Below are 15200 nucleotides of genomic sequence, written 5' to 3' on the forward strand. Positions count from 1 at the left end.
GAGGCGACGGTGGACGCAAAACGCAGCACAGTCATCTTCGCCTGGCTCCTTCTTCTCCCCGCCATTCTCTATATCACGGTCATCGTCGCCTATCCCTTGGTTGATACGTTCATTCTGTCCTTCACCGATGCTTCGTTGAAGCGGACAACGGAATGGGTGGGATGGGCCAATTATACCAAGATTTTCAACGCGACTTTCGCAGAAGTTATTCTACGCACCTTCATTTGGACCTTCTTCTCCGTTTCGTTCAAAATGATCATCGGAATTTTCGGTGCCTGCATGCTGAATGCAGCCGTTCCCGGAAGAACGATTTTCCGTATGCTGACCATGCCTCCATGGATCGTGCCGATGGCGATTGGCATCTTCATGTGGGGCTGGATGTATAATGGCCAGTTCGGCATGATCTCCGGAATGCTGCAGCGTTTTGGTCTCGTGGATGGGCCGATTGCTTTCCTCGCAAACGGCTCCACAGCTTTCTGGGCAACCATCATCACCGATGTGTGGATCGGTGTGCCATTGGTAACGCTCTATATGCTGGCCGCGATGCAATCCATTCCGCAGGATCTGTATGAGGCTGCATGGACCGACGGCGCAGGGCGTTTTTACCGCTTCCGTCGCATCACGCTGCCGCTTCTGGTCCCTTCGGTGATCACCATGTCGATGCTGTCGTTGATTGCCACATTCAATTCCTTCGACATCATCTGGATTCTGACCCGTGGTGGACCGAGCGGCGAGACGACGACGATGATCATCGACACTTATCGCACTGCCATCGGCTCTAATAAATATGGTGAGGGTGCTGCCCGAGCGGTCCTGATCTGCATATTCCTGTCGATCTTCTGCGTCTGCTACTTCCGCGTAACCAGCCGCCTATCTGCCGGAGACAAGCGATGAGACAACCACCTGCTTTGATCAATCGCTACAGCTGGTACGAACTGATCGGCATCTATGCCGGGATCGCCGTGTTCCTGATTTTCATTCTATCGCCTTTCGTGGAAGGCTTTCTGGTATCATTGAAGCCGCTTAGCCAGCTGTTTTCCTCACCTTACCGTTTCATTCCAGAAAACGGTTCGTTCGAGGCCTACCGCACCATGTGGATCAGAATTCCCGGTTTCGCGCGCTATATCTTCAACTCTTTCCTGATTTCGATCGTGGTCACAACCGTTGTGCTGATCCTGGTCGTCCCGGCGTCCTATGCGCTGGCACGGTTCGAGTTCAAAGGCTCAGGAACGCTTTTAGGGGCATTTCTCGCGGTCAACATGTTCTCAGGCGCCGTTCTTTTGATTCCGCTGTTTCGCTTGATGCGCTCGCTGGGCGTTTTGAACACCTACTTTGCCATGATCGTGCCGGGTGTCGCATTTCTCATTCCGTCGGCTATCTGGCTGCTGCGAACCTACATGATGCGCATTCCAAGGGAACTGGATGAGGCGGCGTTCGTGGACGGTGCAAGCCATCTCTATACCTTGCGACGCGTCATCGTGCCGATCGCGATGCCGGGTATCATGGTCGTTGCAATCACCACCTTCATCGGGTCTTACGCGCAGCAGTTCATCTTCGCGCTGACCTTCAATTCGAAAACGGAATATGCGCCTCTGCCGGTCGGTCTGTTTGCATATTTCGGCAAACAGGAAGTGATCTGGAACGAATTGATGGCGGCAAGCTTCGTCGGCATTGCGCCAGCAACCATCGTGATCTTCTTTCTTCAACGCTATCTCGTCAGCGGCCTGACCGCGGGCGCGGTGAAACAATAAGCCAACCACCAGAGAAAACGGGAGCTAAAACGTGACAGTTCATCTCAAAACCGGGCTTTTCGCCCTGGCCATGCTCGGCTCCACCGCGCTTGGCGCCATGACTGCAAATGCTGCGGATCAAGAAATCAGCTGGATCTATTGCGGCGACAAGATTGACCCGGTGCATGAAAAATACATCAAGGAATGGGAAGGCAAGAACCTCGGATGGAAGGTCGCTCCGGAAGTGGTCGGCTGGGAACAGTGCCAGGATAAAGCAACAACGCTTGCCGCCGCCGGCACCCCTGTCGCCATGGCTTATGTCGGTTCGCGCACACTGAAGGAATTTGCCGAGAACGACCTCATCGTTCCCGTGCCGATGACGGCTGACGAAAAGAAGGGCTACTATCCATTCATTCCCGATACGGTCACCTTCGATGACCAGCAGTGGGGCGTGCCCGTCGCCTTCTCGACGAAGGCCCTTTACTGGAACAAGGACCTGTTCAAGCAGGCCGGTCTCGATCCTGAGAAGCCACCGACAACCTGGGCTGAAGAGATTGAATACGCCAAGATCATCAAGGAAAAGACAGGGATTGCCGGGTACGGCATGCCTGCCAAGACCTTCGATAACACCATGCACCAGTTCCTGCATTGGGTTTATACCAACAATGGCAAGGTGACCGATGCCGAAGGCAATGTGACGCTTGACAGCCCGGAAATTCTGGCAGCCTTGCAGGCCTACAAGGACATCACGCCTTACTCTGTCGAAGGGGCAACGGCCTACGAACAGAACGAAATCCGTGCCATCTTCCTCGATGGCAAGGCCGGCATGATCCAGAACAGCACCGGTGCCGCTTACCGCCTGCTCAATACCAAGATCAACTGGGGTGTGACGACGCTCCCGCTTGGTCCATCGGCAAAGGGTCCGGGCACGCTGCTCATCACCGATAGCCTTGCTATCTTCAAGGGCTCGGGCGTTGAGGAGAAGGCCATCGAATTTGCAAAGTTCATCACGTCTCCCGGTCCGCAGGAAGAATATGAACTGACAACGGATTCCGGCCTCACGCCACTGCGTCCATCTGCCAAGGTCGATCAGCTGGTCAAGGACAAGCCGTACTGGAAGCCATTCATCGACGGCATCGCGTTCGGTGGTCCTGAGCCCCTGTTCAAGGATTACAAGGGTTTCCAGAATGCCATGATCGAAATGGTGCAGTCTGTCGTGACATCCAAGGCAACGCCTGAGGAAGCCTTGAAAAAGGCTGCAGCCGAAGTCGAACAGTACAAATAAGCAGATATCTCGACAGCCGCGAGCCTTGTGCCCGCGGCTGTCTCCACCACAATTACAACAGCAGCTTCGGCTGGTGCGGGGAAGACAGGTTTTGGGTCAGCTCTCTCTCAACAACGTCCGCAAATCTTACGGGCACTTCGAAGTCATCAAGGGTGTGCAACTTGAAATCGAGGATGGCGAATTTGTCGTCTTCGTCGGACCGTCCGGCTGTGGCAAATCCACGCTTCTGCGCATGATTGCAGGCCTTGAGGATATTACTGCTGGCGAGGTGGTGATCGATGGAGTGAAGGTCAACGATCTCGCACCCGTCAAGCGCGGCATTGCCATGGTGTTCCAGTCCTATGCGCTCTATCCGCACATGACCGTGTTCGAAAATATCGCTTTTCCGTTGCGAGTCGAGAAGATGGAGGAGGCGAAGCTCAAGGAGAAGGTCGAAAGCGTTGCAAAGATCCTGCAACTGGATCAGCGTCTTCAGCAACGTCCGGGCATGTTGTCGGGCGGCCAGCGCCAGCGCGTCGCCATCGGTCGTGCCATTGTGCGGGAGCCGGAAATCTTTCTGTTCGATGAGCCGCTTTCGAACCTCGACGCGGCCCTGCGCTCCGATATGCGGATCGAGTTGACCAACCTTCACCGGACGTTGCAAGCAACAATGATCTATGTGACGCACGACCAAGTGGAGGCCATGACCATGGCTGACCGCATCGTGGTGCTCAATGCCGGTGAGATTGCGCAAGTGGGCGCGCCGCTGGAGCTCTATCACAAGCCGGCCAATCTGTTTGTTGCCGGCTTTATCGGCAATCCCAAAATGAATTTCCTGCCGGTCATCTGCAAGGCCGTTGGCGCGGAGGGTATCAAGGTCGAGTATGATGGTCAGACGATCACTGTTCCGGTCGAACCGCGTGCCGGTCTCGAGGGCGCAAGCTTGACGCTCGGGATCCGGCCTGAACACACAGCCATCGGCGCTGGCGACCTCAACATTCGCGTTGTGCCGAACGTCATTGAACGGCTTGGGATCAACACGATCGCCTATGGTATGGCGCCAACGGGTGAGAACTACTGCGCTTTATTGTCGGGTGCAGCGCCTGTTGCAATCGAAGAACCGATCATGACCGGCATCAAGGCATCCGACTGCCATCTGTTTGATGAAAGTGGCGCCGCATTCGAGCGACGGGTGGATATGTCTGCAATTGCGCTCGGACAATAAAGGCGGGATCATCCCCGCCACCATCTTCCTGCGATTACCAAACCAGCCCGCGCGCCGCGACCGGTTCGACGCGGGTGACAACGCCGTTGCGGTGAAAGGTCATCACATCCTGAAGGTTGGAGACGACGCAGGTGTGGTTGGGGATGATGCGGATCTTTTCGCCGATCTCAGGTCGCTTGCCGGTAGATCTCGACAGATCCACGGTGCCGTGTTCTTCGGACAGGCCGGTTATGACGGCTTCGGGATATTCGAGGATCAGCCCGTAATCGGAAAAGCCCAGAAGATCTGACGTCAGCGCCTTTGAGCCTGCGTCCAGAATGGCGCGGTCTGGCGTCGGTCGGGAGACAACCGTCGCCAGAATGGTCATGGCGCAATCGTCAACCGAGCAATGACCTGCACGCACCATGGATCGATCATTATAAACATATGTTCCGGCCCGGTGCTCCGTTGCGGATGGCACGAGGTGCGCATCGAACAGGCTCGGCGAGCCGCCATTGGTGACGATCGCGCATTCGACACCGTCTGCCTTCAGTCGTGCAACTGTCGATGCTAGGAATGCTTCGACGGCTTCGGCGCTGTCCGGTTTGGGGTATGTCATCAGGCCCCCGAAATCGAGCCCATCAGATGCGGCGATATGCAATGCCAGCGCCGCCGCCTCCTGCGGGGTCTGAACACCACAACGGCCACCGCCGGTGTCACATTCGACGAGAACCATCAGCGGGCGATCTGGAGAAAACCGACGCGCAAGGCCTTCAACGGTCGCTGCGCTATCCGCCACAACCTTCAGGCCGCTTATGCGTGTGTTGAGCGCGTAGAGACGATCCAGCTTCTCCGGCCCGATAATATTAAAGGTGATCAGGATATCTTCAAAACCGGCATCGGCGAAAACCTCCGCTTCCGTCACCTTTTGGCAGTTGATTCCCTTGGCACCGGCCTTGACCTGCAAAGCTGCGATCGCTGGGATCTTGTGCGTTTTGATGTGTGGACGAAAAGCCAAGCCATGACGGTCCATATAGGACTGAACCCGGTGGATATTGGTCTCCATCCTATCCTCATCGACCAGCGCCAGCGGGGTCGAGAGAGCTTGAATGAGATCACCGGGATTTGCGAATGGAAGGGTCATATCAAAAAGCCTCGTCGCCATGGGGATTATTGACCATCGGCCATATATCACGCGGCGCATGTTGATAGGGCGTCGTTGCGGGATTGTTGGGGTAGGGCGTGCCTGCCGAGCAGTAAATGATATCCGACGCGATCTTCGAAAAGGCCGCATAAAAATGGTTGGTTGATTTGATGACCAGAATTTTCTTCGACGTCGGGTCGATGCCCATGGCCGAAAAGAGCGATGGATCGTAGCTCTGGGCGCGAATCGAGTTCAGGATGATATCGATACCGTTCAGACGAATATGCGCTGAATCACCAAAGGGTGCGATGCTTTCCCCGAAACGCATTTCCGCACCGCGCACCAGACGGATGATCGTCACGCGACCATCAATGGGATTGCCGGTGCCAGGGGCGGATTTTGCGCCGAAGCGCAATGGAATTTCCGCACCTTCGCCAGCAGCCATGCAGATTTGAACGGCAATCGGGTCCCAGATGGTGCCGATGGCAGCATCGGTTACAGCTTGAGCAAAGAGCTCAGCGAGTACGACCGTCGCGTCACCGGCCGTGCCGCCACCCGGATTGTCCCACATATCGGCAATCACCACCGGGCCTCTAGCTGCTGCGATAGCGCTGGTGACGGCATTTTTCTCGTCGGTCCACGGCATCATGTGTTTGCCGCGATTGGCAAACAGTTCCAGACCAAGATCGCGCGCCAGGCGCTCACCCTTGTCTTTTTTGCCGTTTGTGACAGCGATCGTCTTTGTCCCCATTTCCGGGACATCACCGGCCATGAAACCATGGATGACCGACAGTGACAGCACATCGTCGTCCTCGCGTTCGATCTGTATCAACCTGTCGACGAATGAGCGCATTGGCTCGCGAGAGGTCGGAAAGACGTCGATCATGCGACAATCAAAGGTGGACATGACGGGTTTGATCCGGCCCTCAAGCGTATCGATAACGATCTTCCAGAGGTCATGCGCACGGTCAACAAAATCCGTATGCGGAAACTCCTTGAAGGCAACGAAGAAATCCGCAGCCGTGACACGTTTTTGGGTGAGGTGGCTGTGCGGATCAAGTTCGGCGCAAACCAGACAATTCGTCCCGACAATCTCACGAATGCGTGTGAGAAAGTCGCCTTCGGGATCGATATAGCCGTCCGCGACCATGGCGCCGTGGAGGCCGAGAATGACGGCATTTACCGGCATGGCTGCGCGCAACTGCTCCAGAATTTCGTCGCGTAAACCTTCATAGGTCTGGCGGTTAACCAGTCCGGCCGGGTCTGCCCATGCCGCACTCCCCTCTATCAAGGTCCAGCCCTTCTGTGCCATCAAACGGCGGCCGACAGGAACCGGGGCGGTGCACAGCGTTGCCGTTTCTGGATGCTGACCAGGGCCTGCGTAGAAGGAATCTTCGAAGGCCTTCCGGTCGATGCATATAGGTGAAAACGTATTCGTCTCGGTCGCCAGTGCAGCGGTGAAAATGCGCAATGTCTTGCCTTCTTATAGAGCGCTGCCCATCGGATTTGGCAGATATCCGATAAAGCCGCTGATCTTCCAGCGACCGCCATGGAGCCTGCAATAATACAGCGTCTGCCATTTCATGACATCGAGCGAGCCATCCGTCTTGCGAATACCGCCATCAAATTTCTTGCGCACCAGCGCGGTGTCATTTTCGATCTCGATTTCATCAAGCGTGGTCGTGGTGAAGATCGCCTTGCGGGTATCTTCCGCGAAACTTTGGCCTTGAAAATCCCGTGCCTGGCGCAGCCACTCGTCGCGGTATGCGATGAGATTCGGAAATCCAAGACGCCATTTGTCGGGGTTGTCAGCGCGGTTCGCGTTGATCGCCAAAAAGCCGGCTTCGATGAAGTCACCTTCCACTTTGGACCAGTCTGCCGCCAGAAATGCATCAATATCGCGCGGCACCAGCATCTCCCAGATGGCGTGGCGCGCAGCATCGGTTTCAGGGAAGGGGTTTTTGAAAGGGTCGCGCATGCAAATGATCCAATGTTGAAATTATTTTCATAATCACTGTTTTTCACTGGCAAAGATCCCTTTTCTATGGTGTCCTGTCAACGAATAAAGAAAATAATTTGCATGGGTATGGTGATGACGATCAAGCGGTACGGAGCTGAAAAGGCGGGTGCAGGCGGGCAGAGACTGCCGTTTGCACGAGCAGTCGAGGCAGACGGCTGGCTCCATGTTTCCGGTCAGGTCGCAATGGTTGACGGCGAGATCATTGCTGGCGGTATTGTGGAGCAGACCCATAAGACGATCGAAAATCTCATCGCTATTCTTCACGAGGCCGGTTACGGCGTCGAGCATGTGGTGCGGTGCGGCGTTTGGCTGGATGACCCGCGCGATTTCTGGAGTTTCAACAAGATCTATGAGAGTTATTTCGGAGAACATCCTCCCGCCCGTGCCTGTGTGCAGGCGTCGATGATGGTTGACTGCAAGGTGGAAATAGACTGCATCGCCTATAAAGCCAAAGTCTGATCTTTGGCATCAATCGGAGCGGCGTGCGGATGGATATTTTTGCGAAATTGCAGGACAATGAAGAGCAGTTTTCGCAATCGGAACGGCGAATTGCGGATATTCTGCTGGCCGATTTCGAATTCGCCGTCAATGCTTCGATCATCGAGCTGGCTGGACGAGCGCAGGTTTCTCCGCCAACGGTGACCCGTTTTTGCCGCCGGCTCGGTCTTCAAAGTTTTGCCGATTTCAAGGTCAATCTGGCAAAGACTGCCTATGTGGGTGCGCGCTACCTCAACCCGGAGATACCCCGTACGGGGCCTTCGGATGTCGCTGAGGACATACTTACAAAGGCGCAGGATGCGCTTTTTCTGCTCCACCGCACACTTGACCCTGCTGTTTTGGCTCGGGCCGCGGCGGCCATTTCTTGCAGTGGCAATGTCTATGCATTCGGGTCAGGCGGGAATTCCTCGATGATTGCTGGCGAAATCCAGAACCGTCTTTTCCGGCTGGGCCTGCGTGTGACCACCAGCAGCGATCACAGCATGCAACTGATGATGACGGCCGCCGCCCGGCCGAATGACGTGATTGTCGGTTCGTCCTTTTCGGGAAGAAACATGGAGCTGGTGAAGTGCTTCACGCTGGCGCGTGAAATGGGCGTTTCCTCGATCGCTCTCACCCAGAGTGACAGCCCGGTGGCGCTTGCGGCAGACATCGTTGTTCCGGTCGATGTGCCGGAGGGCAGCAACATCTTCAGGCCAACATCATCGCGCTACGCTTATCTGGCTGTTGTCGACATGATCGCCAGCCTCGTTGCTTACGAGAACAAGCAGCAGTCCATGATGACGCTGCGGCATATCAAGCAGCAATTGATTGAACACCGGGACGGCGATGACCGCCAGTTGCTCGGCGACTGACCGACGGAGAGACATGAGGATGGCGGAAACGATAGCAATTGTAACCGGCGGTGCAGGCGACATCGGTCGTGCCATTGCTGTCAGGCTGGCCGATACCCATGACCGTGTGGTCCTCGTGGATATTGATGGTCCCGCAGTTAATCGGGCTGTCGCATCGCTGGCTGGTTCGTCGTTCATGGCGATCGAATGCGATGTAACGGATGCTGCAAGCCTCACTGAGCTTTCCAAAGACATCCGCGCTTTGGGCATCGTGCGCACTCTGGTCAACAATGCCGGTGCTGCAAGAGCCGTCAGTCTGCACGATACGACCCCCGAAATCTGGCGGCTAGATAATGCGCTCAATCTGGAGGCACCGTTTTTGTGTTTCAGAGCCTTCGAGGACGCACTGAAACAGTCCCAAGGGTCGCTCATCAACATCGCTTCGGTCAACGGAATGTCCGTCTTTGGCCACCCGGCTTATAGCGCAGCCAAGGCCGGGCTCATTCATCTGACCAAACTGATTGCCGTCGAATACGGGAAATTCGGCATCCGCGCCAATGCCGTGGCACCCGGGACGGTGCGCACGCAGGCGTGGGAAGCCCGCGCGAAAGCCAATCCGCAGGTCTTTGAAGAGGCAAAGCACTGGTATCCACTCCGGCGCATTGTTCTGCCGGATGATGTGGCCAATGCCGTCGGTTTTCTGGCCAGCGATCAGGCCGCCGCCATCAGCGGTGTCTGTTTGGCCGTGGACTGTGGTCTGACCGCAGGACAGGCTCCGCTTGCGCATACATTTTCGCAATCCGAGCACTATTGAAGGACGGCCCGCCCCGTCGCAGAACTACAAAAGGGAACGATCATGACGCTTGCACAGTACCGTCTTGAAAATGCGTGGCACCCCAATGAGGATGACCCGAGCGGCGGTTTCGTCTTCACGCTGTTCAACCTTTCCCACCAACCCCTGAAAGACTTCCGCATTGTCTATACGTCGCTGACGCGAACGATCGACAAGCCTGTCTGCGGCAATGCCGTGTATCTGCGCCGTAACGCCAATTTCCATGAGTTTGCTCCTCCTGCTGGTTTTGAACTGAAGCCGGGTCAGGCATGGCGTTTTACGGTCGATGGATTGTTACGCCCCGCGCGCCATCGCACGGATGGTGCAAAATCCGCCTATGTCAGCCTTTCCGATGGTACGCATCACACGGTTGCCGTTGGAGATCTCATGCTGGAAGGTCGCCACAGCGAACCGCCGCCGGTGCTTTTGCCGCAAGGAGAACTCGACTTGCCGTTCGCCATCCAGCCGTGGCCGGCGGATGTCTCGGCTGAAGCTGGAGAGACGTTTCCCGTCGCACTGTTCCCGTCTGAGGATGCAAAACCGGATGATGTTCTGGCAGTCGATACGGCTATTTCGCTGTTCCGCAGGCTTTATACCAGCGCCCATGTGCCATTCTGCCTTGCGCCTGTCCATGAGGGGCGGACGTTGACGTTTGAGCAAAACAGCGGGCTGGAGACGGAGGCCTATTGCCTTTCTTTTTCCGAAACTGATGTGGTTCTGGAATACTCGGCACCTGCAGGACGGCAATATGGCCTGACAGTGCTCGCGCAACTGCTGCATGGCGCACGGACAGAGCCAGCAAAATTTCGCTTCCCCATCTCGGGTACGATCAAAGACGCGCCGCGTTACAGCTGGCGCGGATGCCACCTGGATGTGTCGCGCCAATTCTATCCGACGGATGATGTTGCGCGGCTGATCGACATCATGGCCTGGTATCGCATGAACCGTTTCCACTGGCACTTGTCCGATGACGAGGCATGGCGACTGGAGATCAAGGCCTACCCGCTTTTGACGACTGTGGGGGTGAAGCGCGGTCCCGACGAGCCTCTGTTGCCACAACTAGGCAACAGTGCAGAGCCGGTTGAGGGACATTATACGCAGGATGACGTCAGGGCCATCGTTGCCCACGCCGCTCTGCTGAATGTCGAGGTTGTGCCTGAGATCGATATTCCCGGCCACAGCACGGCGGCGCTCGTTGCCTATCCTGAACTGACCGATGGGCAGGAGGCACCGGATAGCTACCGTTCCGTTCAGGGGTTTCCGAACAACGCGCTCAATCCGGCAATCGAGTTCACTTATGAGTTCATCGGCAAGATCTTCGACGAAATGGTCGACCTGTTCCCATCCCGGCTTATCCATATCGGTGGTGACGAAGTCGCCAATGGCTCATGGCTTGCCTCACCGCTTGCCAAGCAACTGATGGACAGGGAAGGGCTGGATGGCACTTTCGGCATCCAGTCCTATTTCATGAAGCGCATTCAGGGCATGTTGCATGAGCGTGGTCGCGATATTGCCGGCTGGGACGAGGTATCTCATGGTGGTGGCGTCAACCCGCACGGCACCTTGCTGATGGCATGGCAGAAGCCTGACGTCGGCATCGAGCTGGCGAAGCAGGGTTACGATGTGGTGATGACGCCGGGGCAGGCCTATTATCTGGACATGGTTCAGGATGAAGCATGGCAGGAGCCGGGCGCCAGCTGGGCCGGAACCGTGCCGCCTTATCACACCTACCATTACGAAGCGGAGGGTGATTTTCCTGATGATCTGAAGGACAGGATGAAGGGCGTTCAGGCGTGCATCTGGACCGAGCATTTCCTGACACGGGACTATTTCAATCATCTGGTCTTCCCACGCCTGCCCGCCATTGCGGAAGCGGCATGGACACCGAAAGCAAAGAAAGACTGGCTACGTTTTGCCGCCATTGTTCCTTCGCACCCGGTCTTTTAAGAGAGGTTTTCATGCGCATTGCGTTCGGTGGAATTCATACGGAATGCAGCACCTATTCGACGGTGCTGATGCAGGTCGAAGATTTTCGCGTTTTCAGGGGCGGTGAACTTGTCGGCATGGACTATTTCAATTTCCTCGATGCAGACGGTGTCGAGCACCTGCCGCTCCTGCATGCGCGCGCGGTTCCGGGGGGGCCGCTTTCGCGTGAGACCTACGATATCTTCAAACAGGATTTTCTGGAGCGGCTAAGCGCCGCTCTACCGGTGGACGGGCTTTATCTTGCCATGCATGGGGCAATGAATGTCGATGGTATGGATGATGCCGAGGGGGACTGGATCTCTGCGGCGCGTGCCATCGTCGGACCCGACGTCATTGTAGCGGCAAGTTACGATCTGCATGGCAATGTCAGCCAGAGGATCGTAGACCAGCTCGATATTTTCGCGGCCTATCGCACAGCCCCGCACATTGACGTGCGAGAAACCATGGTGCGTGCGTGGTCCATGCTGGTGAATGCGCTGAAGACGGGCGTGAGGCCGGGCGTCGCATGGGCCAAGGTGCCCGTTCTGCTGCCGGGCGAAAAAACCTCCACCGAGGATGAGCCGGCAAAAAGTCTTTATTCTGCGTTGCCAGCCTTCGATGCGAGGCCCGGAATATTAGATGCGAATTTGATGATCGGTTATGTCTGGGCAGACGAACCGCGCGCGACGGCCTGCGCTGTGGTGACTGGAACGGAAGTGGCTGCTGCGGAACAGGTGGTAACGGAAATTGCGCAATCCTACTGGGATGCGCGCAAGTCGTTCCGTTTCGGGCCTGTGACGGAGGCGCTGGACGACATTCTTGATATTGCCGAGACGACCGGGACGCGACCGACCATTCTGGCTGATTCCGGCGACAACCCGACGGGCGGTGGCGTTGGTGACCGTGCCGATGTGTTGCAGGCATTGATCAAACGAAACTGGCAGGGCGCACTTTTGGGCGGCATCACCGACCGACCGGCAGTTGATGCCTGTTTTGCAGCAGGAGAAGGCGCCGTCATCGACCTGAAGATCGGTGGTAGTCTCGATCCCTCTAGCCCTTCTGTCGAGGTCGCTGCAAGGGTTTTGAAGCTGGACGATCATGAGGCTGCGAACGAGCGGCAGGCCGTTGTCGAAATCGGTGGCGTCATCGTCATCCTCGCGTCCAGGCGTCGGCCCTATCACATGATCTCGGATTTCACGCGCCTTGGCTTTGATCCCTCCAAGGTCAGGCTTCTGGTTGTCAAATCCGGCTATCTTTCACCGGAACTCGCTCCCATTGCCAATCCCAATCTGATGGCTTTAACCAACGGTGTCATCAATCAGAACATTGAAAGCCTGCGGAACGAACGCAGGGATGGAAATATCTATCCTTTCCAGGCGGATTTCCAGTATGTGCCGCAGGCACGCCGATCTTCGCGCTGGAGTTGACTGTAGACATCAGCCGACGGAAACGCCTGCTTTAGAAGATTTTTGGGTTGCCAGCCTTTTACAGCAGGACATAAGACCATGCGCGCCGCCTTTTCCATCGTCATTCGAAACCCATCGATAAGGGTGGCTGCGCTTGCCATTCTGTTTTTCGGGTTCTCCAATGCAGCGACAGCACCCTATCAGGCGGTCATCGGCATCCGGGAACTGGGGCTGAGCGACGGCGTATACTCACTCTTGATGCTGGTCGCTGCCGTCATCAATGTCAGCGCCAGCGTGTTGATGGGCATCCTCGCGGATCGGCTGGGTGAATATCGCAGACCGATACTGTGTATCGCCCTGTTTGGTATCTCTGGCTATTTCCTGGTCTATTTCGCGGCAAACGCGCCTGCCTTCATCGCCGCCAAGTTGCTGTTGTTGCCGATTTTTGGCGCCATGAATTCGCTGATCTTCGCGCATGTGCGCGCTGATGCCAAAGACCTGCCGCCAAAAGAGATGATATCGGTAAACTCCGTCATGCGGGCAACGATCTCGCTCTCATGGGTGTTGGTCCCGGGCCTTGTCGGCATTTTTCTCGCCGCCTCGAGCAACATGCTCTCTGCGTTTCTCCTATCGGGCATTTTTGCGACTGTTTGTTTCCTGTTAGTCGCTTTCTATCTCCCAAAGACTGCTGCACCGGTCGTGAGAAACGGAGAGGGGCGGTTCGGCCTTTTTGCGTCACTGGGCGAAATCTGTTCGCGCCATGTGTTGCTGCGCGTTATCAGTATTGCGCTGATCTCCTCCATGCTGCACCTCAACGACTTCGTACGTGCGCTCATCATTACAGGGTCCGCAAAGGGCACGGTGACAGATGTTGGCATCGTCGTCGGCATTGTCGCTGGACTGGAGATTGTTTTCATCATCATGTGGGGCATGGTCGAGCGGCGCTTTGCGCAAACGACAACCCTTGCCGCGGGGGCCATCCTCTATTCGGTCTATCTTGTGTTACAAGGGTTCGCCACGCAGCCTTGGCACATTTACGCGCAAACACTGATCAGCGGATTGGGAGCCGCAGCCCTCATCAGCATACCCATAACCTATCTTCAGGAGTTGATTGCCGACCGCCCAGGGCTCGGCAGTTCGCTGATTGCCGTCAACATCTTTCTGAGTGCGGGCATCGGCTCTCTGGTGTTTGCAATCGGCACCTATGTCTCCGACTATTCGGGAGCATCGATCCTTGGTGCTGTCTTTGGTTTGGCAGGCATCGTCATGCTCTTTACCCTAGATGGACCAGGAAAACGGCGATAGCCCGTATTTTTGCAAATCATGCCAGTTCAGCTTATGGATGCAGACGAAAAGGAATTCCCATGATTCTTGAGATTTGCGTCGATGATGTAGCCGGGCTGGATGCAGCGATTAGGGGCGGGGCAGATCGTATCGAGCTTTGCGCGGCCCTTTCGGGTGGCGGTGTGACGCCATCCAAAGGGTTCATGCATCTTGCCGGCGCCAAGAATATCCCCGTCAGTGTCATGATACGCCCGCGTTCGGGTGATTTCGTCTTCGAACGTGCTGAAGTGGATATGATGAAGCACGATATCGATGCGGCGCGAAGCGCGGGTGTTTCAGGTGTCGTATTGGGTGCTTCTCTTGCGAATGGGGCGCTTGATACCAACACGCTGGAGGAGCTCTGTGCTCATGCGCAGGGTCTCGACACGACGCTCCATCGTGCCGTAGACGTCGTTCCTGATTTCCCTGAGGCGGTGGAGGCGGCGGTTTCGCTGGGGTTCTCCAGAATTCTGACATCCGGTGGCGCAAGATCAGCGCTTGAAGGCGTAGACCAGCTGGCGAAGATGATCGAGGTCGCGCACGGTCGCATCTCTATCATGCCAGGAGCAGGCATTCGGCCACATATGGTTACCGAGATCCTGTGCCGTCTCGTCATCAATGAAATCCACGCATCCTGTTCCGCCAATGCACCATCCGGTACAAATAGGAGGCTTTCGATGCTCGGGTTCACCGGCCCTGAGCGCAAGCAAACCGATGAGGCAACCGTGCGTGAATTGAAGCAGCTTTTGGAAACTCAGGGGTAGTCGGGAGCGGCGCGCTTTACAATGCGAGATGGTCGAAGGACCGTCTGATCATCATTGGGTTCGGGCGACGCGGACCGTGCAGCCTTCAAGGCCACATCGACGATGACGGCAAATTTCAACGCCATCCAGACCTCCGGCATGGGTTGATGCAGCCGACAATCAACGCCCGAGCTGGCTGAACTGCGGACTTCACCGCAGGGTTACATCCGTTGAGACA

15 protein-coding genes are annotated in these 15200 nt (G+C 56.2%); 11 read left to right on the forward strand and 4 right to left on the reverse strand.

Features of this window, described 5'->3' with window-relative positions:
• Positions 1-9: 9 nt before the first annotated feature.
• The 4 genes from EKM04_RS21585 to EKM04_RS21600 all read left to right on the forward strand — a co-directional run bounded on the left by EKM04_RS21585 (position 10) and on the right by EKM04_RS21600 (position 4219).
• A complete protein-coding gene (locus EKM04_RS21585) occupies positions 10-894 on the forward strand; it encodes a carbohydrate ABC transporter permease (protein WP_183893432.1) in 885 nt (294 codons plus the stop codon).
• Positions 891-1751: a carbohydrate ABC transporter permease gene (locus tag EKM04_RS21590; protein WP_045229101.1), complete on the forward strand. Its 861-nt coding sequence runs from the start codon at positions 891-893 to the stop codon at positions 1749-1751. Before EKM04_RS21585 ends, EKM04_RS21590 begins: the two co-directional genes overlap by 4 nt.
• A gap of 70 nt (positions 1752-1821) precedes the next feature.
• Complete coding sequence (locus EKM04_RS21595) at positions 1822-3015, forward strand: ABC transporter substrate-binding protein (protein ID WP_183893777.1); 1194 nt, start codon at positions 1822-1824, stop codon at positions 3013-3015.
• Positions 3016-3106: 91 nt separating this feature from the next.
• Positions 3107-4219, forward strand: coding sequence for an ABC transporter ATP-binding protein (locus EKM04_RS21600; RefSeq protein ID WP_183893434.1), 1113 nt, complete (start codon positions 3107-3109; stop codon positions 4217-4219).
• Positions 4220-4253: 34 nt separating this feature from the next.
• Here EKM04_RS21600 and EKM04_RS21605 read toward each other — a convergent pair whose 3' ends face one another.
• Genes EKM04_RS21605 through EKM04_RS21615 form a run of 3 tightly spaced genes read right to left on the reverse strand, consistent with a single transcriptional unit; the run spans position 4254 to position 7320 of the window.
• Positions 4254-5342: a D-TA family PLP-dependent enzyme gene (locus tag EKM04_RS21605; protein WP_234910841.1), complete on the reverse strand. Its 1089-nt coding sequence runs from the start codon at positions 5340-5342 to the stop codon at positions 4254-4256.
• Between the two features lies 1 nt (position 5343).
• A complete protein-coding gene (locus EKM04_RS21610; RefSeq protein WP_183893438.1) occupies positions 5344-6813 on the reverse strand; it encodes a M81 family metallopeptidase in 1470 nt (489 codons plus the stop codon).
• 12 nt (positions 6814-6825) lie between these two features.
• Positions 6826-7320, reverse strand: a complete 495-nt coding sequence (locus EKM04_RS21615) for a general transcription factor IIF subunit 2 (protein WP_183893440.1) — start codon at positions 7318-7320, stop codon at positions 6826-6828.
• Between the two features lie 114 nt (positions 7321-7434).
• Here EKM04_RS21615 and EKM04_RS21620 point away from each other — a divergent pair, with 114 nt between their 5' ends.
• The 7 genes from EKM04_RS21620 to EKM04_RS21650 all read left to right on the forward strand — a co-directional run bounded on the left by EKM04_RS21620 (position 7435) and on the right by EKM04_RS21650 (position 14983).
• Positions 7435-7821: a RidA family protein gene (locus EKM04_RS21620; RefSeq protein ID WP_174154949.1), complete on the forward strand. Its 387-nt coding sequence runs from the start codon at positions 7435-7437 to the stop codon at positions 7819-7821.
• A 29-nt stretch (positions 7822-7850) separates the two neighbouring features.
• A complete protein-coding gene (locus EKM04_RS21625; protein WP_183893442.1) occupies positions 7851-8714 on the forward strand; it encodes a MurR/RpiR family transcriptional regulator in 864 nt (287 codons plus the stop codon).
• Between the two features lie 19 nt (positions 8715-8733).
• The gene (locus EKM04_RS21630; RefSeq protein WP_183893444.1) at positions 8734-9507 is read left to right on the forward strand and encodes an SDR family oxidoreductase; all 774 of its coding nucleotides are present in this window, start codon (positions 8734-8736) and stop codon (positions 9505-9507) included.
• A gap of 42 nt (positions 9508-9549) precedes the next feature.
• A complete protein-coding gene (locus tag EKM04_RS21635; RefSeq protein WP_174154942.1) occupies positions 9550-11472 on the forward strand; it encodes a beta-N-acetylhexosaminidase in 1923 nt (640 codons plus the stop codon).
• 11 nt (positions 11473-11483) lie between these two features.
• Positions 11484-12917 (forward strand): M81 family metallopeptidase, encoded by a 1434-nt coding sequence (locus tag EKM04_RS21640; RefSeq protein WP_183893446.1) that lies wholly within the window; start codon positions 11484-11486, stop codon positions 12915-12917.
• A 78-nt stretch (positions 12918-12995) separates the two neighbouring features.
• Positions 12996-14201, forward strand: a complete 1206-nt coding sequence (locus EKM04_RS21645; protein ID WP_183893448.1) for an MFS transporter — start codon at positions 12996-12998, stop codon at positions 14199-14201.
• Positions 14202-14260: 59 nt separating this feature from the next.
• Positions 14261-14983 carry a copper homeostasis protein CutC gene (locus tag EKM04_RS21650; protein ID WP_183893450.1) on the forward strand — a complete coding sequence of 241 codons (723 nt, stop codon included), beginning with the start codon at positions 14261-14263 and terminating at the stop codon, positions 14981-14983.
• Here the strand turns inward: EKM04_RS21650 and EKM04_RS22970 are convergent.
• Positions 14974-15108, reverse strand: coding sequence for a hypothetical protein (locus EKM04_RS22970; protein WP_268842287.1), 135 nt, complete (start codon positions 15106-15108; stop codon positions 14974-14976). The two genes, EKM04_RS21650 and EKM04_RS22970, sit on opposite strands and share 10 nt — an antisense overlap.
• Positions 15109-15200: the final 92 nt, after the last annotated feature.

This window comes from Rhizobium skierniewicense Ch11, from assembly GCF_023757665.1.
GTDB classification, from domain to species: Bacteria; Pseudomonadota; Alphaproteobacteria; order Rhizobiales; family Rhizobiaceae; genus Agrobacterium; species Agrobacterium skierniewicense.

What these genes read in the sequence shown, in the direction of transcription:
- EKM04_RS21590 (WP_045229101.1), top strand. Translation starts at nt 891, where the DNA reads ATGAGACAACCACCTGCTTTGATCAATCGCTACAGCTGGTACGAACTG.
- EKM04_RS21595 (WP_183893777.1), top strand. Translation starts at nt 1,822, where the DNA reads ATGCTCGGCTCCACCGCGCTTGGCGCCATGACTGCAAATGCTGCGGAT.
- EKM04_RS21605 (WP_234910841.1), bottom strand. Translation starts at nt 5,342, where the DNA reads ATGACCCTTCCATTCGCAAATCCCGGTGATCTCATTCAAGCTCTCTCG.
- EKM04_RS21615 (WP_183893440.1), bottom strand. Translation starts at nt 7,320, where the DNA reads ATGCGCGACCCTTTCAAAAACCCCTTCCCTGAAACCGATGCTGCGCGC.
- EKM04_RS21620 (WP_174154949.1), top strand. Translation starts at nt 7,435, where the DNA reads ATGACGATCAAGCGGTACGGAGCTGAAAAGGCGGGTGCAGGCGGGCAG.
- EKM04_RS21625 (WP_183893442.1), top strand. Translation starts at nt 7,851, where the DNA reads ATGGATATTTTTGCGAAATTGCAGGACAATGAAGAGCAGTTTTCGCAA.
- EKM04_RS21630 (WP_183893444.1), top strand. Translation starts at nt 8,734, where the DNA reads ATGGCGGAAACGATAGCAATTGTAACCGGCGGTGCAGGCGACATCGGT.
- EKM04_RS21635 (WP_174154942.1), top strand. Translation starts at nt 9,550, where the DNA reads ATGACGCTTGCACAGTACCGTCTTGAAAATGCGTGGCACCCCAATGAG.
- EKM04_RS21640 (WP_183893446.1), top strand. Translation starts at nt 11,484, where the DNA reads ATGCGCATTGCGTTCGGTGGAATTCATACGGAATGCAGCACCTATTCG.
- EKM04_RS21645 (WP_183893448.1), top strand. Translation starts at nt 12,996, where the DNA reads ATGCGCGCCGCCTTTTCCATCGTCATTCGAAACCCATCGATAAGGGTG.
- EKM04_RS21650 (WP_183893450.1), top strand. Translation starts at nt 14,261, where the DNA reads ATGATTCTTGAGATTTGCGTCGATGATGTAGCCGGGCTGGATGCAGCG.
- EKM04_RS22970 (WP_268842287.1), bottom strand. Translation starts at nt 15,108, where the DNA reads ATGGCGTTGAAATTTGCCGTCATCGTCGATGTGGCCTTGAAGGCTGCA.